This is a genomic window from Nonomuraea cavernae (genome assembly GCF_040655715.1).
In the GTDB taxonomy this organism is placed as follows: domain Bacteria; phylum Actinomycetota; class Actinomycetes; order Streptosporangiales; family Streptosporangiaceae; genus Nonomuraea; species Nonomuraea cavernae_A.
Map to the genome: position 1 here is coordinate 70,797 of NZ_JBFAKL010000015.1, position 19,375 is coordinate 90,171.

19 protein-coding genes and 1 tRNA gene are annotated in these 19,375 nt (G+C 70.9%); 12 read left to right on the forward strand and 8 right to left on the reverse strand.

All coding sequences use genetic code 11. The features are described 5' to 3' along the window. Positions 1–3 precede the first annotated feature (3 nt). Positions 4–1,380 carry an L-serine ammonia-lyase gene (locus tag AB0I38_RS22295; RefSeq protein WP_358471036.1) on the forward strand — a complete coding sequence of 459 codons (1,377 nt, stop codon included), beginning with the start codon at positions 4–6 and terminating at the stop codon, positions 1,378–1,380. A 36-nt stretch (positions 1,381–1,416) separates the two neighbouring features. Here the strand turns inward: AB0I38_RS22295 and AB0I38_RS22300 are convergent, their stop codons facing one another. Beyond that, positions 1,417–2,295, reverse strand: coding sequence for a hypothetical protein (locus tag AB0I38_RS22300; protein WP_358471039.1), 879 nt, complete (start codon positions 2,293–2,295; stop codon positions 1,417–1,419). 142 nt (positions 2,296–2,437) lie between these two features. Here AB0I38_RS22300 and AB0I38_RS22305 point away from each other — a divergent pair, with 142 nt between their 5' ends. From AB0I38_RS22305 to AB0I38_RS22315, 3 genes are all read left to right on the forward strand, one after another. After that, positions 2,438–2,950, forward strand: coding sequence for a SigE family RNA polymerase sigma factor (locus AB0I38_RS22305; protein WP_358471042.1), 513 nt, complete (start codon positions 2,438–2,440; stop codon positions 2,948–2,950). Then, positions 2,937–3,668 (forward strand): hypothetical protein, encoded by a 732-nt coding sequence (locus AB0I38_RS22310; RefSeq protein ID WP_358471045.1) that lies wholly within the window; start codon positions 2,937–2,939, stop codon positions 3,666–3,668. The genes AB0I38_RS22305 and AB0I38_RS22310 overlap by 14 nt, the downstream gene beginning before the upstream one ends. Before the next feature lie 252 nt (positions 3,669–3,920). Further along, complete coding sequence (locus tag AB0I38_RS22315; RefSeq protein WP_358471048.1) at positions 3,921–4,076, forward strand: hypothetical protein; 156 nt, start codon at positions 3,921–3,923, stop codon at positions 4,074–4,076. A gap of 1 nt (position 4,077) precedes the next feature. On the opposite strand, the gene AB0I38_RS22320 is transcribed toward AB0I38_RS22315, so the two are convergent. Together AB0I38_RS22320 and AB0I38_RS22325 are read right to left on the reverse strand one after the other, a co-directional pair. Next, positions 4,078–4,578, reverse strand: a complete 501-nt coding sequence (locus AB0I38_RS22320; RefSeq protein WP_358471050.1) for a hypothetical protein — start codon at positions 4,576–4,578, stop codon at positions 4,078–4,080. Then, entirely contained in the window at positions 4,578–5,177 is a 600-nt protein-coding gene (locus AB0I38_RS22325) for a DUF6286 domain-containing protein (RefSeq protein ID WP_358471052.1), read from the reverse strand. Before AB0I38_RS22325 ends, AB0I38_RS22320 begins: the two co-directional genes overlap by 1 nt. Positions 5,178–5,315: 138 nt before the next feature. Here AB0I38_RS22325 and AB0I38_RS22330 point away from each other — a divergent pair, with 138 nt between their 5' ends. Then, positions 5,316–6,509, forward strand: a complete 1,194-nt coding sequence (locus AB0I38_RS22330; protein ID WP_358471054.1) for an amino acid deaminase/aldolase — start codon at positions 5,316–5,318, stop codon at positions 6,507–6,509. 98 nt (positions 6,510–6,607) lie between these two features. Here AB0I38_RS22330 and AB0I38_RS22335 read toward each other — a convergent pair whose 3' ends face one another. Further along, positions 6,608–6,934: a DUF3618 domain-containing protein gene (locus AB0I38_RS22335; protein ID WP_358471056.1), complete on the reverse strand. Its 327-nt coding sequence runs from the start codon at positions 6,932–6,934 to the stop codon at positions 6,608–6,610. A gap of 145 nt (positions 6,935–7,079) precedes the next feature. Between AB0I38_RS22335 and bcp the strand changes: the two genes are divergently transcribed. Both bcp and AB0I38_RS22345 read left to right on the forward strand, forming a co-directional pair. Then, complete coding sequence (gene bcp, locus AB0I38_RS22340; RefSeq protein ID WP_358471058.1) at positions 7,080–7,553, forward strand: thioredoxin-dependent thiol peroxidase; 474 nt, start codon at positions 7,080–7,082, stop codon at positions 7,551–7,553. A 451-nt stretch (positions 7,554–8,004) separates the two neighbouring features. Then, a tRNA-Leu gene (locus AB0I38_RS22345) sits at positions 8,005–8,077 on the forward strand. A gap of 130 nt (positions 8,078–8,207) precedes the next feature. On the opposite strand, the gene AB0I38_RS22350 is transcribed toward AB0I38_RS22345, so the two are convergent. After that, positions 8,208–9,056 (reverse strand): alpha/beta fold hydrolase, encoded by an 849-nt coding sequence (locus AB0I38_RS22350; protein ID WP_358471060.1) that lies wholly within the window; start codon positions 9,054–9,056, stop codon positions 8,208–8,210. A 54-nt stretch (positions 9,057–9,110) separates the two neighbouring features. On the opposite strand from AB0I38_RS22350, the gene AB0I38_RS22355 reads away from it, so the two are divergent. The 5 genes from AB0I38_RS22355 (at position 9,111) to AB0I38_RS22375 (ending at position 16,025) form a co-directional block, all read left to right on the forward strand. Next, complete coding sequence (locus tag AB0I38_RS22355) at positions 9,111–9,716, forward strand: hypothetical protein (RefSeq protein WP_358471062.1); 606 nt, start codon at positions 9,111–9,113, stop codon at positions 9,714–9,716. A gap of 1,110 nt (positions 9,717–10,826) precedes the next feature. After that, a complete protein-coding gene (locus AB0I38_RS22360; protein ID WP_358471064.1) occupies positions 10,827–11,978 on the forward strand; it encodes a sensor histidine kinase in 1,152 nt (383 codons plus the stop codon). Then, the gene (locus AB0I38_RS22365; RefSeq protein WP_358471066.1) at positions 11,978–12,628 is read left to right on the forward strand and encodes a response regulator transcription factor; all 651 of its coding nucleotides are present in this window, start codon (positions 11,978–11,980) and stop codon (positions 12,626–12,628) included. The genes AB0I38_RS22360 and AB0I38_RS22365 overlap by 1 nt, the downstream gene beginning before the upstream one ends. Positions 12,629–12,787: 159 nt before the next feature. Next, a complete protein-coding gene (locus tag AB0I38_RS22370) occupies positions 12,788–13,540 on the forward strand; it encodes an ABC transporter ATP-binding protein (protein WP_358471068.1) in 753 nt (250 codons plus the stop codon). A gap of 1 nt (position 13,541) precedes the next feature. Next, complete coding sequence (locus tag AB0I38_RS22375) at positions 13,542–16,025, forward strand: ABC transporter permease (protein WP_358471070.1); 2,484 nt, start codon at positions 13,542–13,544, stop codon at positions 16,023–16,025. Positions 16,026–16,157: 132 nt separating this feature from the next. Here the strand turns inward: AB0I38_RS22375 and AB0I38_RS22380 are convergent, their stop codons facing one another. The 3 genes from AB0I38_RS22380 to AB0I38_RS22390 form a co-directional block, all read right to left on the reverse strand. Beyond that, complete coding sequence (locus AB0I38_RS22380; protein ID WP_358471072.1) at positions 16,158–16,427, reverse strand: hypothetical protein; 270 nt, start codon at positions 16,425–16,427, stop codon at positions 16,158–16,160. After that, positions 16,424–17,047, reverse strand: coding sequence for a toxin glutamine deamidase domain-containing protein (locus tag AB0I38_RS22385; protein ID WP_358471074.1), 624 nt, complete (start codon positions 17,045–17,047; stop codon positions 16,424–16,426). Before AB0I38_RS22385 ends, AB0I38_RS22380 begins: the two co-directional genes overlap by 4 nt. 667 nt (positions 17,048–17,714) lie before the next feature. Then, positions 17,715–19,340 carry a molybdopterin-dependent oxidoreductase gene (locus AB0I38_RS22390; protein WP_358471076.1) on the reverse strand — a complete coding sequence of 542 codons (1,626 nt, stop codon included), beginning with the start codon at positions 19,338–19,340 and terminating at the stop codon, positions 17,715–17,717. Between the last annotated feature and the right edge of the window lie 35 nt (positions 19,341–19,375).

Below are 19,375 nucleotides of genomic sequence, written 5' to 3' on the forward strand. Positions count from 1 at the left end.
TCCATGGCGATCAGCGTCTTCGACCTCTTCAAGATCGGCATCGGCCCGTCGAGTTCCCACACGGGCGGCCCGATGGCCGCCGCGCACAGGTTCGCCCGCGGCCTGCACGACGACGGCCTGCTGCCGCGGACGTCTCGCGTCGACGCCATCCTGTACGGCTCGCTCGGCCTGACCGGCAAGGGCCACGGCAGCGACAAGGCCGTCCTGCTGGGCCTGTCGGGCGAGAAGCCCGAGCTGGTCGACGTCGACGGCATCGACGCCCGGCTCGCGGAGATGCGCGACTCCGGCACGGTCAAGCTCTACGGCACGCGGGAGATCCCGTTCGTCGTCGGCGAGAACCTGGTCTTCGAGCGGAAGATCTCGCTGCCCGAGCACCCCAACGGCATGCGCTTCACCGCCTACGCGGACTCCGGCGAGCCGCTGCGCGAGAAGGTCTACTTCTCCGTCGGCGGCGGCTTCGTGGTGGACGAGAACGCCACCGGCGCCGACCGGATCAAGCCGGACGACACCGTGCTGCCCCACCCGTTCACGACCGGCGAGGAACTGCTCAAGCACTGCACCGCCACCGGCCTGTCGATCTCCGCCCTGATGATGGAGAACGAGAAGGCGTTCGGCCGCACCGAGGACGAGATCCGGGCCGAGATCCTGCGGCTGTGGCAGGTCATGTCCGAGTGCGTGCGGCGCGGCATCTCCAAGGAGGGCGTGCTGCCTGGCGGTCTCAAGGTCAAGCGGCGCGCCAACCAGCTGCACCGCCGCCTGCAGACCGAGACGTCGGAGACCGACCCGCTACGCGCGCTCGACTGGGTGTCGCTGTTCGCGCTGGCCGTCAACGAGGAGAACGCCGCCGGCGGCCGCATCGTCACCGCCCCCACCAACGGCGCCGCCGGCATCATCCCGGCCGTGCTGACCTACTACTCCCGCTTCGTCCCGTCGGCCGACGACGAGGGCGTGGTCCGCTTCCTGCTCACGGCGGCGGCGATCGGCGTGCTGTTCAAGGAGAACGCCTCCATCTCGGGGGCCGAGGTCGGCTGCCAGGGCGAGGTCGGCTCGGCCTGCTCGATGGCCTCCGCCGGCCTGACCGAGGTGCTCGGCGGCACGCCCGAACAGGTGGAGAACGCCGCCGAGATCGGCATCGAGCACAACCTCGGCCTGACCTGCGACCCCATCGGCGGCCTCGTCCAGATCCCGTGCATCGAGCGCAACGCGGTCGCCTCCATCAAGGCCATCACCGCGGCCCGGATCGCGCTGCGCGGCGACGGCCGCCACTTCGTCGCCCTCGACAAGGCCATCAAGACGATGCGCGACACCGGGCGCGACATGCTCGACAAGTACAAGGAGACGTCCCGCGGCGGCCTCGCCGTCAACGTCATCGAGTGCTGACGGCCCGGTCACCGATTCGAGCTGTCGTGGCACCCGTCAGGGCAGGGCCGGCACGGCCGGTGGGGAGTTGGTCCAGCCGGACTCGATCAGCTTGCTGGTCTTAGTCACGAGCTGCTCTTTCGGGTATGTGACCGTATCGTCCTGTGACAGCAGCGCCATCCTGCCGGTGTCCACGATCAGTCTCACCTTGATGGGGACCGTGCCCTTCCCGCCCGGCCTGTCGATCAGGAGGACCGTGCCAGATCTGCCCAGTTTGTCCTTCGCGTTGCCCTCAGCGCGCACGCCCGGCATCGTCAGCAGCGCCTGGTAGGCCGCGACGCGGACCTCCTTCGGAGCGGGAAGATCGTACAGGATCTCAGGCAGGGTCCCCGTGAGCCAGCTGCCGCCGATGGAGCTCTCGCGGCCGACCCGGCCCGCCTCCGTGACCCAGGCCTTCAGGCGGTCCGGGTCGGCGGGCAGTCGCTGGACCTCGTCGTACGTCAGCCACTGCCCCGCGAAAAAGAACGAGTTCGGCGGCGGCACCGGGCCCACGCGGCCCTTGGCGGGCTGGGTGGACAACTTCACGGTCTTGCCGTCGATCGATTCGCTCCACTTGGAGGGGGACCCGTCGCGCTGCCACGCCTTCTTGTCCGCCGCGCTCTTCGGCAGCGACCCCAGCTCCCGGTATCCAAACCACGACCTGCCGTCAGGCGCGCTCCACCTCTCGGTGATCTCCTGCTCGAGCAGCGAGTAGGGGTGCGACTTGGTGCCGAACCGCCAGGGGTGGGTGGCCGTCGTCAGCTTCCTGGTGTGCCAGTAGGCGCCCTCCGGGGGAGCGACCGCGGCGACCCCCGGCACGCTTAGGACGGCGGCCCCCACGGCCAGGCCAACGCCGAGACTGATCAGCCGCCGGGCCGGCGCGGTTGCGAACTTCATATGTTTCCTCCATGGGTGCGAAGTCACACCTGTCCATACGCCTGGGTGCCGTCGAACGGTTGCCCGCGAAATGTTCTTCGCTAGTGGGCAACGATCGCGAAGGCCGAGGCGTATTAGGAGGCGTGAATTCGGACAGACAGCCATGAGCGCTGCTGAACATGACTTCGGCGCTTTCGTAGCCGCACGCGGCACGAGCCTGCTGCGGGTCGCCTATCTCGCCTGTGGCGACAAGACAGAGGCAGAAGACCTGCTGCAGACGGCGCTGGAGCGTACCTACCGGAACTTGGACCGGGTCCGCTCCGAAAGCCTTGAGCCCTACGTACGCCGCGTCATCGTCAACACCGCCATCAGCCGCGCCCGCCGCCGGGCGATCCTCAGCGTCATCCCGATGCACAGCCCGCCGGAGACGTCGGCCCGCGCGACCGACACCGACCTGCGCCATGTGCTCATGGAGGCGCTGCGCGCCCTGCCGCCCCGGCAGCGCGCAGTGATCGTCCTGCGGTACTGGGAGGACCTCAGCGAGACACAGACCGCCGAGGTGCTCGGATGCGCGGTCGGCACGGTCAAGAGCCAGGCGTCGAAGGCCCTGGCCAAGCTCCGCTCGGCGCTCGGCCGGGAAACAGTGGAAGGAGTGATCAGGAATGCCCACGCTTGAGGAAGAGATCCGCCGGCTCATGGCGGACGAGACCGCGAGCCTGTACGCCGCGCCCGACCTGGCGGAGCGGGTGATGAGCTCCTCCCGGCACAAGAGGAGAAGGGCCTGGGCCGCCGCGGTGGCCGCGTCCGTGGCCCTCGTCGCCGCCGCGCCCGTCGCCTATCTGACCGCCGGCTCGGTGGCCACGACCGGCGACCAGGTCACGGTCTCCGCCGCGCCGGAGCCACCCGCCATCGACGACACCCCGCCCCTGCCGTCCGACCCGCCGGATCTCGGGGATCTGGGCGACGGGAGGGAGTTCGGGCACGTCAAGGTGGGCTACCTGCCCGAGCGCCTGCGGTGGTCCCACTGGTCGGTGGACTCCGGCGACAGCTACTCGACCTCGTACGACTACAAGGGCGACAAGAATGGCTTCTACTGCGTCCAGATCTTCATGCACGAGGAGGCGGCCATCCAGCAGCTCGGCGACCGGATCCAGGCGTACCGCGACGAGAGTGACGGCGAGGAGGTGACCATCGGCGACCGGACCGGCTACCTGGTCGTGCAGCACGTCGGTGAGGACGGCATGAAGGGCACCCCGACGCTCTTCCTCAAAATGGCCGACAGACAGTGGGCCGAGATCATGTTCAGTCCCGTGTACGCCAAGGAGTTCTCCGGTGCTGAAGCCGTCAGCGCCGAGCTGAAGAAGATCGCGGAAGGACTCACCTCCACCCTCTGACCTCACCGGGCGGCGGGCGGTGATCACTGACTTCGGGGTAGCGAGCCCGGCGCGCGGCGCGAGCGGGGGAAGCCCGACCCCGAAGGCACCGTCGTCATCACCGCCACCTCCCGTGATGAGCTCGAAGCCAAGCTCGCGGAGTCACTTGGGCTGGCCGACCAGTGACCCTGCGCACGGTCGTCCGGGAGCCTCCCACCCACGAGGTCGCGGCTGCTCTCTCCTTCCGGGGTCCAGCGGCTGCCGCTGGCCCTGGTGGCCGATCTCGCCACCGGCCCGATCCCTCCCAAGGACGCCCTCTCCGACGCCTACATCACGGAGGCGTACGAGATCCACACCTGCGAGCTGACCCTGAAGTTCACTGTCTACGATGATGAGGTGCGCATCCTCGTGGTGCGGTCCAACAGCTGAGTCAGCGGCGGACGTGAAGGCGGACGAGGGTGTCGAGTTCGTCGTCTTGGACCTCGCGGCGGATGCGGCCCACGATCTCCCGGTCGAGCTTGCCGACCATGGCCCCCACGTCGGCGGCGGCCGGGCAGGTGACCGAGACGCGCAGGCGTGAGCCGTTGCCCATGACGCGCACCCCCGCCCGGGTGAGCCCCTCGATGTCCTTGAGGCCGACGCAGAGCATGGCCGTCCCAGTGCCGGAGCGGGTGCCGAGACGGCCCCAGCCCAAGCTGATCAGCAGCCAGCGGAGCGAGACCAGGGCCAGCAGCACCAGCGTCAACGCCAGCAGCCACAGCGCCCACGGCCGCTCGGCGATCAACTCGGTGACGCGCTCCGGCAGCACCCTGGCCCGCGCCGGCAGGCCCGGCAGCCTGTCCTGGCCGCGCGCCCAGGCGTAGCCGCCGATGAGCAGCATCAGCGCCCCGACCACGGCCAGGCCGATCCGGTTGCCCGCGTACTGCCGCATCAGATCCCCCTCCTGCGCAGCCGGACCACGACCTCGCCCGTGGAGAGCGTGCCCAGGCCGGCCAACCGGTCGCCCACGGCGGTCCCTACGTGGCGGAGCATCGAGCCCGTGCTTTCCGGGCCGGTTCTCACGGTGACCTCGATCGTCCGCCTGCGCAGCCGTACCTTCGCCTTGTTGACGCCGTCGACCTCCTGGGCGACGTTGCGGAGGGTGCGGCGCAGACCCGACCGCGTGATGCCGATGACGATGTTGGGGTCAGTGGCCTCGACCGGCACCAGTGTGCAGCGGCCGGGCACGGCCGCGAGGAGCAGCAGCACCAGGCCCGCGGCCGCGAGGCCGAGGGCTCCGAGCGACAGGTCGCGCCACGAGGACCGCTCGGCCAGCTCGATCAGGCGGTCCACCGGCAGCAGGCCGAGCGGCCGGCCCACCAGCGCGGTCGCCACCTCAACGGCGGTGATTGCCAGCACCGCGGTGAGCGTGAGGGCCACCGTGGCCCCCGCCGGGGTGCGCGCGGGTCTGAGCGCCCGGCGCGATCTGCGCAGCGGGCTCTCCGGTGCGGCGACGGCGGCACCGGGCAGTATCTGCTGGAGCGTGGTCATCACACCGATCAGAGGTACACGGAGCGGGCATCGCACCGACCATGCCCTCGCCGCCCGTTTGCGGGATCATTACCGGCGAAACAGGTAACGTGAATTTCCCTCATATTCTTTTGCCCGGTATGCCGTTACGCTCCTGGTATGAACGACCGCCAGCGATACGACCGAGCCACCGCGGCGCTCGACCCCCCGTTCGCGATCCTCGACCTCGCCGCCATGCGCGCCAACGCGGCGGAGATGGTTCGGCGCGCCGGCGGCAAGCCGATCAGGGTGGCCACCAAGTCGATCCGTTCGCGGCCCGTGCTGCGCCGGATCCTCGACCTGGACGGCTTCCGCGGGCTGATGGCGTTCACCCTGCCGGAGGCGCTCTGGCTGGTGGCCGAGGGGTTCACCGACGTGCTGGTGGCCTACCCGACGGCCGACCGGCAGGCGCTCGCCGCGCTGGCCGGTGACGCGCGGGCGGCCAGGGAGATCACGCTGACCGTGGACTCGGCCGAGCACCTGGACCACCTCGACGACGTGCTGGACGGCGTGCAGCCCCGCCACGAAATCCGGATATCTATGGACATTGACGCCGGGTATGTCGCTCTTGGCGGCAAGTTCCGGGCGGGGGCTCTGCGCTCCACCATCCGCGAGCCCGAACAGGCCGCCGACCTGGCCGGCGAGATCGCCAAACGGCCCGGCTACCGCCTGGTCGGCCTGATGGCCTACGAGGCCCAGATCGCCGGCGTCGGCGACGACCCGCCGGGCAACGCGATGTACACCCGCGCGATCAGGTTCATGCAGGGCCGCTCCGCCCGCGACCTCATCCTGCGCCGCGGCCGCATCGTGAACGCCGTCCGCCAGATCTGCGACCTGGAGTTCGTCAACGGCGGCGGCACCGGCTCGATCGAGCGGACCGTACGCGAGAAGGCCGTCACCGAGGTCGCCGCCGGGTCGGGGTTCTTCCACCCGCGCCTGTTCGACTTCTACCGCGGCTTCACCGGCCGACCGGCCGCGCTCTTCGCCCTCCCGGTCGTCCGCCGCCCCACGCTCGACACGGTCACGGTGCTGGGCGGGGGCTACCTCGCCTCGGGGCCCGCCGACCGGAGCCGCCTGCCCCAGCCGTACCTCCCGGCGGGGCTGCGCTACTCGGCCGACGAGGGCGCCGGCGAGGTGCAGACCCCGCTGACCGGCCAGGCGGCGCAGGACCTTCGGGTGGGCGACCGGGTGTGGTTCAGGCACGCCAAGGCGGGCGAGCTGTGCGAACGGTTCGCGGCGCTCCACCTCGTCGAGGGCGACACCATCATCGAGACAGTGCCCACGTATCGAGGCGAGGGCAGAACGTTCCTCTGAGCACAGCTCCGCTGAGGACAGTGATGCTGAGGAGCGTTTCTCTGAGAGACCGTTCCCCAGTGGGACCGTTCCTCTGTCGGCCGTCCCGGCTGGACGCGTCAGCGGCGGCGGCGGCGCCAGAGCATGATCGCGGCGCCGATCACCAGCGCCGCGCCCACCGCGATGAGCACCGGCCCCGGGTTGGGCCGCTCCTCCTCCCACAACCGGTCGGGATCGTCGCCGAACTCCACCGGCCGTGACGACATCCCCAGCGCCTCGCCGACGGACGAGACGAGATGCCCCGCCCTCGTCTTGACGTCGGTGACCGTGCGCTCGGCCACGCGCTTGGGACTCACGCGGTCGGCGATGGCGTCGACCGTGTGCGCCAGCTCCGCGCGCGTCTGCGCGATCCGCCGCTCCAGCTCATCGGGGTCGGTGTCAACCATGACTCTCCTCTCGACCGCGCCCATGCCCGCTCCGCGTGCCGAACGAGTCGCATCCGCTCCGGTCGTGATCAGTCTGTCAGGTCAGCACGCCGTACGGCACGGCGGGCAGGCCGGTAGGTTTGCCGCAGGAACTCAGGAGGGCCCCATGACCGAAACCAAGCTCGCGCCCGGCGACGCCGCGCCCGAGTTCACGCTTCCCACAGCCGACGGAAAGTCGGTCTCCCTGGAAGACCTCCGCGGCAAGCGGGTGATCCTCTATTTCTACCCTGCCGCGATGACGCCCGGCTGCACCAAGCAGGCGTGTGATTTCCGCGACAGCCTCGGCCAGTTGACCACCGAGGGTTTCGTGGTGCTCGGCGTGTCGAAGGACAAGCCCGAGAAGCTCGCCAAGTTCGCCGACCGCGACGCGCTGACATTCCCCCTGCTGTCAGACCCCGCTCTTGACATTCACAAGGCCTACGGCGCCCACGGCACCAAGAAGCTCTACGGCAAGGAGGTCGTGGGCGTCATCCGCTCGACCTTCGTCATCGACGCCGACGGCAAGATCGAGCAGGCCCTCTACAACGTGAAGGCCACCGGCCATGTGGCGAGCCTGAAGAAGAAGCTCGGCCTCGCCTGACGCTCTCGCGCGGGCCCTTTTCCAGGGGCCCGCCACGCGGGTCGTCGATATGTCACGTTTATCGCCAGGCCATAAACGGAGCCACGCCCACATCGGCCGGCGCCTCGAACACTTCATGGCGTCGACATCTCACACTTCGTGGGGCAGGTTCACGACAAGGGCAAGAGCGCACCGGCCACCCAACGTCCTCACCAGCAGATTCCGGTCCTACGCGCACCCCGGTCGACGCGAGAGAAGCCGCCGCGCTTCGCCGGGCGCCGCCGGATGCCGGGGTTCCGTACGCGTGCGCAGGCTGTAGGATTGACGGCACGTGGCACGGAAAAGCCGCTAACACTCCATGGCGACCACATGAACGATAACCGGCTCGACAATCGCCTGGAGAATGCGCGTTTCCGCTGCCCGAATCGCCATTCCAAGACCGGAAATTCGCCGGCCACGGAAAGGCCAAGAAGGGGCCGTAGCCCAATGGCAGAGGCGCAGTCTTTAGGTGGCTGTTAGTGTGGGTTCGAATCCCACCGGCCCTACAATTCAATGTTCAGACCAGGTCGGCCGGGCCGCTCGCCTTTGGCATACCGCGCGATCGATGGCCACGACCTACCAAGGTTCGCCCGTGCGCGTCGACGACGGGGTGGCCGAGATGGCGTGAGCGGGTCCTCACCCCAGGAACGCCGCCATGGTGGCCACGAACCGGTCGGCGTCGTCGAGCCAGGGATAGTGGCCCGCTCCCGGCTGCACCACAAGCCTGGCGCCGGGCAACAACCCCGCGAGCTCAGCCACCGACCCCGGGGGGCTGTTCACGTCGTACTCTCCGGCGAGCAGCAGGACAGGCAGCTCACACCCGATCAGTGCCGCACGAGTGGCCTCCGGGTCGAAGGCGCCTTCGGCCCCGAAGAGAGCGACAGCCTGCTCGTTGCCCGGCCGACCGGCCGCGTGGTGCTTGCGCGCTGTGGTGTCCCAGCGGCCGTAGAAGAAGGGGGCGATCGCGTCCCGGTCGCCGCCGGTGCCCTCGGTGAGAGCCTCCAGGGCGGCGAACGCCGCCGGGAACCACGGCTCGTCCTGGCGAAGCCGCGCGAGTTCGCGTCTCGTTTCCCCAGTGATCTCCATGCCGACGGCTCGGGTACTGGGGCCGATCAGGGCGAGCCTGCTGACCCTCCCCGGGTGACGGGTCGCGTACTGCGTCGCGATGTTCGTGCCGGCGGAGTGGCCGAGCAGGTCCATCTCGGGGAGCGCGAGGTGTTCGCGCAGCGCCTCGACGTCGCCGACCAGGCGATCGCAGCGGTAGGAGGAGGGGTCTTCGGGGATCGCGGACCGGCCGGTGCCGCGCAGGTCCAGGATGATCAGCCGGCGGTGCCGGGACAGGCCGCCCAGGTCGCCGAGGTAACGGGAGTCCATGGGGCCTCCGGGGAGGCAGACGACCGGGTCACCGGCTCCGAGCACGCGGTAGGCGAGCCGGGTTCCGTCAGGTGCGGAGAAGGTGGGCATGACAGGGAGCATGGCAGTCATAACCGAGTTATACAACCGGGTTATAGCGAAGCGGCCCGGGTGTATAACCGAGCTATGGCAGGCGAAGAGTGCGCGGGTCAGGACTCCGAGGCGCTGACCGAGGATCTGGCCAGGCGCATGCTCGCCGACATGAACGACACCATCCGCGCGGGCGAGGAGATGCGTAAGCTGCGCGCCGAGATGATCAGGCTGTTCGTCGATCTCGGGTGGACCCAGGACACGATCGCCCGTCTCGCCGGCATGAGCCAGCCCGCCGTGTCCAAGCAGGTGACGAAGCACAGGCCGGCCGACCCGCCGCCGCCGAGGCTCTCCCTCGACCAGCACGACGCGCCCTGGCTCGAAGGTCGCCTGTGGGGCCTCGCCGAAGAGATCTCCGAGCGTTTTCACGACACCGCCAGTTGCACGCGCCACGTCAACGCCATCGCCCGGGGCAGGAAACGCTTCACCTCCCAGAGCGTCGATGAGCTACGGCGTCTCGTCGAAGGAGATCTGAGACGGCATCAGGCGAAGATGCCCGCCGGCTACCGGCAGGCGTACAACGAGATCAGCCGTGGTCTCGACGTCCCCCCGAAGGTCATCACGACCATCGCCGCGTCAGCGTCGGTGCGCCGGGCCCTCGCCTACCAGATCCAGCGCGACCGGCTCAGGGGCGAGGACTGATCCCGGAGGCACGGGCGGCGGACCGGAGCCGGTCTCGGTCCGGCCCTCCGGTAGCCGAACTCGCCACTCGGAGCCAGGCTCGGTCCGGCCCTCCGGTAGCCGAACTCGCCGGTCGGAGCCAGGCTCGGTCCGCCTGTCCGGCTAACCCGTAGGAGGCGCCGTCGGGGGCAGCGGCGTCGGCATCCTCGACGCCGTCGGGACGGGCATGGGTTGGACGCGTGGCGGCATCATCGTCGGCACGGGATACGCCGGATAGGGGTACGGCCCGCCGTGGCCGCAGTACATCCCGCCCGGGACGCGCCAGCACTCCTGGTGGCCGGGCCCGCCGCGGTCACTCCATCCCGGGTGCCGCCAGTGGACGTGACGGTCGTCGCGGGCGGTGATGCCGCTGATCACAGCCACGGCACCGCCACCCAGCAGTCCACCCACGATCAATCCGATGAGTCCAGCGCCGATGATCTGCGCCGGCTTCTGCCGTACGAAGTCGCGAAACCCGCCCGGCGGGGGTGGTCTCCACCCTGGCGGCCGAACCCCGGGCCCGGGCCCGGGACCGGCGCCCGGACCGGTGGGACCGGGGCCCGAGAAACCGTACTCATGACTCGCGGCACCAGGCCCAGGACCGGCCGGACCCGAAACTGTCGGGCCGGAACCGGCCGGACCCGAAGCAGTCGGCCCCGAAGAGGTCGGACCGGAAACGGTCGGGCCTGTAGCCGTCGGACCGGAAGCCCTCGGTGCCTGGCCTGAAGTGGTCGGTCCCGTAGCGGTCGTAGCCGCGAGCTCGCCGGAGGCCGGGTCTCCTGACGCGGCGGTCGGCGGTGGGACGTCCGCTAACGGGACATCCGCGGCTGGATCGTCGCTGGGACGGTCGCGCGGGTCCGGAACATCCGTGGATGGAACGTCTGCCGGGTCGCGCGGCGCTTCTTCTCCGCCACGCGACCCACCAGCGCGATCATGATCCGCCATCACGATCTCCCTTTACTCGCCCATTACAGGCGCTCCTAGGTACAAGATTGCCGTAAACACCGTAAGCCCCGTGTAAGACCTGGGTCGTACACGAACTTCACCCTCAAGACTGACCAAGTCCCGGCAATGCCTACATATCGTGAAGATGTGTTCGGGAGGGTACGCGCGTGGTCGACGCGCCACGGCAAGGTGATGGACGCCCTCCGGGTGGCGCCCCTGCTCGTGCTGACCCTGCTGACCACGTGGTCGCCCCTGGTGGAGCACCGCGCCGGCTACCTGGCCCTTTCGGCGGCGCTGCTGGCACCGCTGCTGTGGCTGCGCAGGCACCCGACAGCCGCGTTCTCGGCCGTCGCGCTGGTCAGCTTCGGACAGTGGCTGGCGGGGATCGACCCGATGCCGGCCAACCTCGCGGTGCTGGCGGCGCTGTGGGCGGTGGCCTCCTCGTGCTCGTTCTCGTGGGCGCTCGCGGCAGGGCTGATCGCCGAGCTGGGGGTGTTCCTGGTGCTCGTGGGCTGGGGCACGGTCTCGTTCAGCATGTTCTTCAGCGGCTCGATCTTCGTCGTGACCGTCTGGCTCACCGGCCTGTACGCGAGCACGCGCAGGCGCTACCTGGAGGGCCTGGAGGAGCGCGCCGAGCGGGCCGAGCGCGAGCGCGACCAGCAGGCCAGGATGGCCGCGGCGGCCGAACGCGCCCGCATCGCCAGAGAGCTGCACGACGTGGTCGCGCACAACGTCAGCGTGATGGTCGTCCAGGCCGACGGCGCCGGCTACACCATCGACGGCGACCCCGAGCAGGCCCGGCTGGCCGTACGGAACATCTCCAGGACCGGGCGTGAGGCGCTCGCCGAGATGCGCAGGCTGGTCGGCGTGCTGCGCCAGGACGAGACGGACCGCACCGACTACACGCCGCAGCCGGGCCTGGCGCAGTTAGAGGAGCTGGTGCGCGAGGCGGGCGTGCCCGCGCGGCTGCTCGTCGGCGGCGGGGCGGTGGAGCTGCCGGAGGGGCATCAGCTCGCGGTCTACCGCATCGTGCAGGAGGCGCTGACCAACACGCTCAAGCACGGCGGCCCCGGCGCCCGCGCGCTGGTCGAGCTCGGCTACACCGGGCCCGAGCTGGTCGTGCGGGTGACCGACGACGGCAGGGGCGCGGCGGCGCCCCGCAGCCCCGACGGGCACGGCCTGATCGGGATGCGCGAGAGGGCGAGCATGTACGGCGGGACGGTGTCGGCCGAGCCGCGGCCGGGTGGCGGGTTCGAGGTGCTGGCCAGGCTGCCGATGCCGGCGACGAGGGCGGCCTAGTGATCAGGGTGATGCTGGTCGACGACCAGGAGTTGCTGCGGGCCGGGTTCCGGATGGTGCTGGGCGCGCAGCCGGACATCGAGGTGGTGGCCGAGGCGCGCGACGGCGTCGAGGCGCTGGAGGTGCTGCGCGGCGTCGAGGTGGACGTGGTTCTCATGGACGTGCGCATGCCGAGGATGGACGGCGTAGAGGCGACCAGGCGTATCGAGGGCCCGAAGGTGCTCATCCTGACCACGTTCGACCTGGACGAGTACGCGTTCGCGGCGGTGAAGGCGGGAGTGTCGGGCTTCCTGCTGAAGGACGTGCCGCCCGGCGACCTGGTGACCGCGATCAGGACCGTGCACGGCGGCGACTCGGTGGTGGCGCCGAGCACGCTGCGGCGGATGCTCGCACGGTTCGCCGCCGTGCTGCCTTCCGCGGAGCCGGGCGACGTGACCGAGCTGACGCCCCGCGAGCGCGAGGTGCTGCTGATGGTGGGGCGCGGGCTGTCCAACCTGGAGATCGCCGCCCGGCTGGAGGTGGCCGAGGCGACGGTCAAGACGCACCTGGGCCGGGTGCTGGCCAAGCTGGGCCTGCGGGACCGGGCGCAGGCCGTGGTCTACGTGTACGAGGCCGGGCTGATCGTGCCCTCGTCTCGGCCGAAAGGCTGACCCGGGTCATCGCACGGCCTACGCGAAGTCCCTCCTCAGGGCCCACGGAACCGGGTTTTCCCGCCCCTAGCGTGGATCGCGTTCCGGATGACACCGGGTTTCGGATGGAGCCCGGTTCCGGATGATGCCCAGTTCCGGATGATGCCCGAAGGAGTGCACGTGACCCTCGCCGAGACCCGGCGCCAGGCCCCTCCCGCCGTGGTGGCCCACGCCCTGACCAAGACCTACGGCCAGGGCGACGCCCGGGTCCACGCCCTGCGCGGGGTGGACGTGGGCTTCGCGACGGGCGCGTTCACCGCGATCATGGGTCCGTCCGGCTCGGGCAAGTCCACGCTGATGCACTGCCTGGCCGGGCTCGACACGGCCACTTCCGGCACCGTGCACGTCGGTGACGTGGAGCTGACCGGGCTGAGTGACAAGCGGCTGACGTTGCTGCGCCGGGAGCGGATCGGGTTCGTCTTCCAGGCGTTCAACCTGCTGCCGACGCTGACCGCCGAGCAGAACATCCGGCTGCCGCTGGAGATCGCCGCCCGGCAGGCGGACCAGGTGCTGTTCGACCGGGTCATCGAGACCGTAGGGCTGGCGGACCGGCTCGGCCACCGGCCCGCCGAACTGTCCGGGGGACAGCAGCAGCGCGTGGCCGTGGCCAGGGCGCTCATCAGCAAGCCTCAGGTGATCTTCGCCGACGAGCCCACCGGCAACCTCGACTCGCGGAGCGGTGCGGAGGTGCTGTCGTTCCTGCGCGCCTCGGTGCGCGAACTGGGGCAGACCATCGTCATGGTGACGCACGACCCGGTGGCGGCCGCGTATGCCGATCGGGTGGTGTTCCTGCGCGACGGCGAACTGGTCAGCGAGCTCGCCGCGCCCACCCCGCAGTCGGTGCTCGACACGTTGATGAAGCTGGAGGGCTGACGTGCTGAGAACGACACTGGCCGGGCTGCGCGCGCACCGGCTCAGGTTGCTGCTCACCTCGCTGGCGATCACGCTCGGCGTGGGCTTCATCGCGGGCACGTTCGTGCTCACCGACACCGTCCAGGCGGGGTTCTCGCAGCGGGTCACGGCCGAGGCGGACAAGGTGGGCGTCGCCGTCCTGCCCAAGAGCGGCTCGCTCCCCGTCCGGCTGCTGGAACGGGTGCGCGCCGTGCCGGGCGTGCTCGACGCGCAGGGCCTGGTACGCGGGAAGGCGCCACTGCTGGGCAAGGACGGCCGGGCGGTGGGCGACCTGGCCACTACCGCCATCTCGATCGTCTCCGGCCCGCTGGACCGCGCCGCGATCGTCAGCGGCACAGGCCCGGGATCCGACGACCAGGCGGCGGTGCTCGACGAGAACACCGCCAGGACCCACGGCTTCCGGGTCGGCGACACGATCACCGTGCTCGACTCCAGCCGACGCGAACACCGGTTCAGGCTGGTCGGCCTGCTCGATCCGGGCGTCGACCAGGAGCTCGCCTATACCGGCGCGCTCGGCTTCACCACGGCCACGGCCCAGCGGATGACCGGCGAGAAGGGCTTCCACGAGATCGACGTCGCCGGGGCCGACCCCGCACGACTCAAGCAGGCCGTCGCCGCGGTGGCCGGGCCGGGCGTCGAGGTGCTGACCGGCGAGGAACTGGCCGCCGACCTGGCCAGGCGGGCCGGGGTCCAGGTGGAGGCGCTCACCGTCGCGCTGCTGATGTTCGGCCTGGTGGCGATGCTGGTGGCCGCGCTGGTCATCTACAACACGTTCAACATCCTCGTGGCGCAGCGCACCAGGGAGCTGGCCCTGTTGCGGTGCATCGGAGCCACGCGCGGGCAGGTGTTCGGCTCGATCCTGATCGAGTCGATCATCATCGGGCTGGTCTCGGCCGTGCTCGGCCTGCTGGCCGGCTACGGGCTGGGCGCGGTCACGCTAAGGCTCCTGACCGTCCTGGAGGCGCCGCTGCCGACCGACGCGCCCGTGACGCTGTCCGCGCCGGCGATCGCGGCCGGCCTGGCCATCGGCCTGCTGGTCACCGTGGGTGCGGCGCTGCTGCCCGCGCGGACGGCCACGCGGGTCGCGCCGATCGCGGCGCTGCGCACGCAGGCCGAGCAACCCACGTTCCGCGCCGGCCTGGTCCGGGTGCTGTCCGCCGCGCTCTTCCTCCTCTCGGGGCTCGGTACGGCCGCCGTCGGCGCGCTGGTCATGACGCCCGGCCAGCAGGTCTCGCTGGTCGTCGTCATGGGCGGGGGCGTGCTGACCTTCCTGGGCGTGCTGATCCTCGGGCCGGTGCTCGTCAAGCCGCTCAGCGCCCTGGTGGGCTGGATCCCGCGCAGGTTGTTCGGCGTGCCGGGCCGACTGGCCGTGGACAACGCGGGCCGCAACCCCCGGCGGGCCGCGACCACGACCGTGGCGCTGACCATCGGGGTGACGCTGATGACGTTGATCTCGGTGGTCACCGCCTCCACGCGGGTGACGGTGGCCGTCAAGCTCGACGAGCAGTTCCCCATCGACTACCTGCTGGTCACGCAGGAACGCGACGCGAGCATCCCCCGCTCGGTGGGCGAGACCCTGCGCGGCCGGCCGGAGCTGACGTCGGTGGTGCGGATCCGCGACACCCGGGCCGAAGTGGGCGGCCACCGCGTCGAGGTCGGCACGTTCAGCGGTCCGATCAGCCCGGATGTCACGGCCGGCTCGATGGGCCACCTCGGGCCCGGCCAGGTCGCGATCGCCGCTCCGACGGCCCAGAGGCTCGGCGTGCGGGTCGGTGACACCGTGGCCGTGCGAACGAAGGCGGCCGGCACAGTGTCGCTGAAGGTGGTGGCCCTCTTGGGCGGAGAGTCGCCACTGCCGGTGCTCACGGTGGCCGAGCCGGAGTTCGACCGCTACTTCGGGGTGGTGCCCGACTCGCGGGTGCTGATCAACGCCGCCGACGGCGTGCCGGCCGACCGCGCGCGCGGCGTGGTGGACGCGGCCATCGCCGGCCATCCGACGATCAAGGTGTCGAGCTCGACCGAGGTACGCGGCCAGTTCGACGAAACCCTGGATATGATGCTCTTGATCATCACGGGTCTGCTGGGCCTGGCGATCCTCATCTCGCTGCTCGGCATCGCCAACACGTTGTCCCTGTCCGTCCACGAACGCACCCGGGAGTCGGCGTTGCTGCGAGCCCTCGGGCTGACCGGGGCGCAGTTGCGGCGGATGCTCTCGATCGAGGCCCTGGTGCTCGGGCTGATCGGCGCGCTGGTCGGGGTGGCGCTCGGTGGCGTGTTCGGCTGGGCGGCCATCCGGGCGATGCTGGACGGCGCTGTCTTCTCGGCGCCGCTGGAGCAGATCGCGCTGTTCGTGGCGCTGTCAGGACTGGCGGGCGTGCTGGCCGCGGTGCTGCCCGCGCGCCGCGCCGCCCGGGCGTCGATCGTCGGGTCCCTAGCTACGGGATGAACCGGCCATTTCGGTGATTCAGGCATAAAGCCCGATAAAGGGGTTAGAAGACGTGCGGGCTGCGGCGAGTTGCATCCTCACGGCCCGCATGGGCAGGGCCGGGCGTCCCATGGGGGCGACGCCCGGTCCTGATCAGCGCGGCGTGTGGCCGGGCCACAGCTCGGCGACCGTCTCGGGATCGAGCAGCGGCCTGATCACCACCTCGCCCGTGACCTTGTCGATCACGATGCAGCCACTGCCGGCCGTGCTCGGGAGGGTCGCCGGGTCGTCCGGATCGGGCTCGCGCACCCAGGCGACGTAGCCCTCGTCGAACCCGTAGATCCCCACCGGAACCGGGTCCTCCACCGGTCGCGCGCCGTTGAAGTACTCCTCCGCCAGCGCCCTGGCCTGGTCGTGGTTCATCGGGGCCGGCCCTGCCTGTCGACGATGACGCAGAACACGCCGGTCACCGTGATGTACGGGGGTTCGACCGACATGTGGCCGCGCTGCGCGTCGATCCAGATCACCTCGCCACCGGAGTTGACCGCGTTCCACGCGTGCGAACCGCCTCCGGGCCAGCGCACCACGATGACGGCCGAGGCGCCGGGCCCGGCCTCCACCAGCCGCCGCGCCACCGTGGGATAGGCGCGCCGCCCCTGTCCGACGTAGGTGAAGCGATGCCCGACCCACCGCTCGATCCGTGCCGTCCCGCCGCTCTCGCCGGTGACCAGCGGCCTGCCGATCCGGTCGTACTCGGGCCGCCTGGGCGCGGCGGCGACCGGCTCGCCGTGCCAGGTGGACAGCACGGCCAGGGCGCAGTCGGCCGCGTTGGAGGCCCGGAACGGATCGTCGGCCGGCCCGCCGCCGTTGATCAGCCTGACCCAGGTGCCCCGAGGGTCGGGAAACCGCGCTCCTGGCGGCACCGCGACGACAAGGTCCTGCTCCACCTGCGGGTCCGGCTGCGCCAGCCCCCCGGGCACGCCGTACGGCCGGCACGTGGCCAGCGGCGGCGGCCGATCCGGCCGGTCGAACCAGTCACTCACCACCGGCGCCGCAGCAGCGAGCACCTCGACCCCGGACAGCGCCGCCTCCCCAGCGGCTTCACCTGGACCGGCGGAAGAGCGCCCGGACCTCCCGGGCCCGTCCGGACGGCCCGGCCGCCCGGAACCACCAGAACCGAACCCATCAGAACCGCCGGAACCATCCTGTCCCCCCGAACCCCCAGAACCGTTCGGACCACCGGAACCGTTCGGACCATCGGAGGCGTTCGGACCTACCGGAGCTTTCGCGCCTACCGGAGCTTTCGGACTGCTGGATGCATTCGGACAGTTCGGATCGCTGGATGCATTCGAACCCACCGGAGCGTTCGGACCGCTGGATGTGTTCGGATCGCCCGGAGCGTTCGAACCGCCCGGAGCGTTCGGACCGCTGGGGGCGTTCGGGTCGTGGGGTTCCGGTTCGGCGGCGCGTTCGTAGTCGCGCCAGCGCAGCCCGTCGCCGACCACGGGATCGTAGCGGCCCTCGGGAAGGGCCCACCGGACGTTCGGCTTGCGGTCGCGCAACACGGCCTGCCTCCTGTCATGCTCGACGACCGATCGTATGGCCCTCGCCCCCGCCCAGGAGGGCCAGTCAGGGAAGTTCCCCGCCCTGAACTATCGCCCGTACCAGCACAAACACCGGGAACGGTGACATCCGGCGGGACGGCGACCGTCAGGCCACCTTGACGTCGATGGTGTGCCAGCCGGTGGCGCCGTCGGGCGCCGGAGGAGCCTGCCGCTCGGTCTGGGTGCGCCCGGCGGCGTCGGTGGCACGCACCTCGATGGTGTGCCGGCCCACGGGCGCGTCCCAGTCGAGCGCCCACTGCCGCCACGTGTCGGGGCCGGGCACCTGGGCCAGCCTGGCCTGCTGCCACACACCACGGTCGACCCTCACCTCCACGGCGTCGATCCCGGTGTGCTGCGCCCAGGCGACCCCGGCGATCGTGGTGCGGCCGGGCTTCAGCGACGCCCCGGCCCCGGGCAGGTCGATGCGCGACTCGGTCTTGATCGGCGCCTGGGCGGCCCAGCCGCGCGGCGTCCAGTAGGCCTCGTCCCGGTCGAACCGGGTCACCTTGACGTCCACGACCCACTTGGTGGCCGAGACGTACCCGTACAGTCCGGGCACCACCTGGCGCACCGGGAAGCCGTGGTCGACCGGGAGGGCCTCGCCGTTCATCGCGATGGCGAAGAGCGCGTCGCGACCGTCGGTCACCACGTCGACCGGGGTGCCGCAGGTGAAGCCGTCGTCAGAGGTGGACAGCAGCATGTCGGCCCCCGACTGGATCCCGGCCTCGCGCAGCAGGTCGGCCATCCGGACGCCGAGCCAGCGGGCGTTGCCCACGTACGGGCCGCCGACCTCGTTGGACACGCACGCCAGCGTGACGTCGGCCTCGGTGAGCGGCCTCTTGAGCAGGTCGGCGTAGGTGAGCTCGATCGGGCGATCGACCATGCCGTGGATGCGCAGCGTCCACGTCTCGGGATCGACCTGGGGGACGATGAGCGCGGTGTCGACCCGGTAGAAGCGCTGATTCGGCGTGACGAACGGTGACAGGCCGTTGATGCCGAAATCCACTCCCGGAGGCAACGGCCTGGCGGGCGTGGCGGGGGCGGGCAGCCGCACCGCGATCCGGGCGGAGTCGACCATCCGCCGCCCCGCCAGTTCCCGGCCGAGCACCGTGGCCGCCCCCGCGATCACCACGCCACCCGCCGCACCGGTCAGCAGACGACGCCGGTCGAAGACGAGCGGCTCGCCCTCGGCCCGCATCACCGCCGGCCACTCCACCCCCGCCGCCCCCCGCGACGACTCCCCCCGCTCCCCCGGAACAGCCTGACCCGACGGAACGGCCCGGTCCGACGGGATGGTGATGCGGCGGACCAGCCACCGAAGGGCCCACGCGCCGGCGAGAACGCCCACCACGGTCGGCAGCACGTCGAGCGGGCGGCCATCGGGCCGGGTGAGCACGGCCAGCACGCCCACCACCCCGAACGCGGCCAGCCCCAGGTACCCGAGGACGAGCCGGCGGCAGGCCAGGATCCCGATCGCGGCGGCCACGAGGGCGAGCACCACGAGCACTCCGCCGATGAGGACGGCCTTGTCGTTCTCGCCGAAGGTCTCGATCGCGAAGTTCTTGACGGGCGGTGGCGCCAGGTCGACCGCCACATCGCCGACGGCCACGACCGGGAACGTCCTGGGCCCCACGACCCCCGCGACGAGTTGGGCCACTCCGAGGGCGACGCCCCCTGCGACCAACCCCGCGAGCGCGCCGGCCCAACCGGGCACCACGTGTTTCCTCTGCACGTGTCGACGCTACGCCCGCGTGGGCGATGGGGTTC

Coding starts and splice junctions, on each gene's coding strand:
- AB0I38_RS22295 (WP_358471036.1), top strand. CDS start 4: ATGGCGATCAGCGTCTTCGACCTCTTCAAGATCGGCATCGGCCCGTCG.
- AB0I38_RS22300 (WP_358471039.1), bottom strand. CDS start 2,295: ATGAAGTTCGCAACCGCGCCGGCCCGGCGGCTGATCAGTCTCGGCGTT.
- AB0I38_RS22305 (WP_358471042.1), top strand. CDS start 2,438: ATGAGCGCTGCTGAACATGACTTCGGCGCTTTCGTAGCCGCACGCGGC.
- AB0I38_RS22310 (WP_358471045.1), top strand. CDS start 2,937: ATGCCCACGCTTGAGGAAGAGATCCGCCGGCTCATGGCGGACGAGACC.
- AB0I38_RS22320 (WP_358471050.1), bottom strand. CDS start 4,578: ATGCGGCAGTACGCGGGCAACCGGATCGGCCTGGCCGTGGTCGGGGCG.
- AB0I38_RS22325 (WP_358471052.1), bottom strand. CDS start 5,177: ATGACCACGCTCCAGCAGATACTGCCCGGTGCCGCCGTCGCCGCACCG.
- AB0I38_RS22330 (WP_358471054.1), top strand. CDS start 5,316: ATGAACGACCGCCAGCGATACGACCGAGCCACCGCGGCGCTCGACCCC.
- AB0I38_RS22335 (WP_358471056.1), bottom strand. CDS start 6,934: ATGGTTGACACCGACCCCGATGAGCTGGAGCGGCGGATCGCGCAGACG.
- bcp (WP_358471058.1), top strand. CDS start 7,080: ATGACCGAAACCAAGCTCGCGCCCGGCGACGCCGCGCCCGAGTTCACG.
- AB0I38_RS22350 (WP_358471060.1), bottom strand. CDS start 9,056: ATGACTGCCATGCTCCCTGTCATGCCCACCTTCTCCGCACCTGACGGA.
- AB0I38_RS22355 (WP_358471062.1), top strand. CDS start 9,111: ATGGCAGGCGAAGAGTGCGCGGGTCAGGACTCCGAGGCGCTGACCGAG.
- AB0I38_RS22380 (WP_358471072.1), bottom strand. CDS start 16,427: ATGAACCACGACCAGGCCAGGGCGCTGGCGGAGGAGTACTTCAACGGC.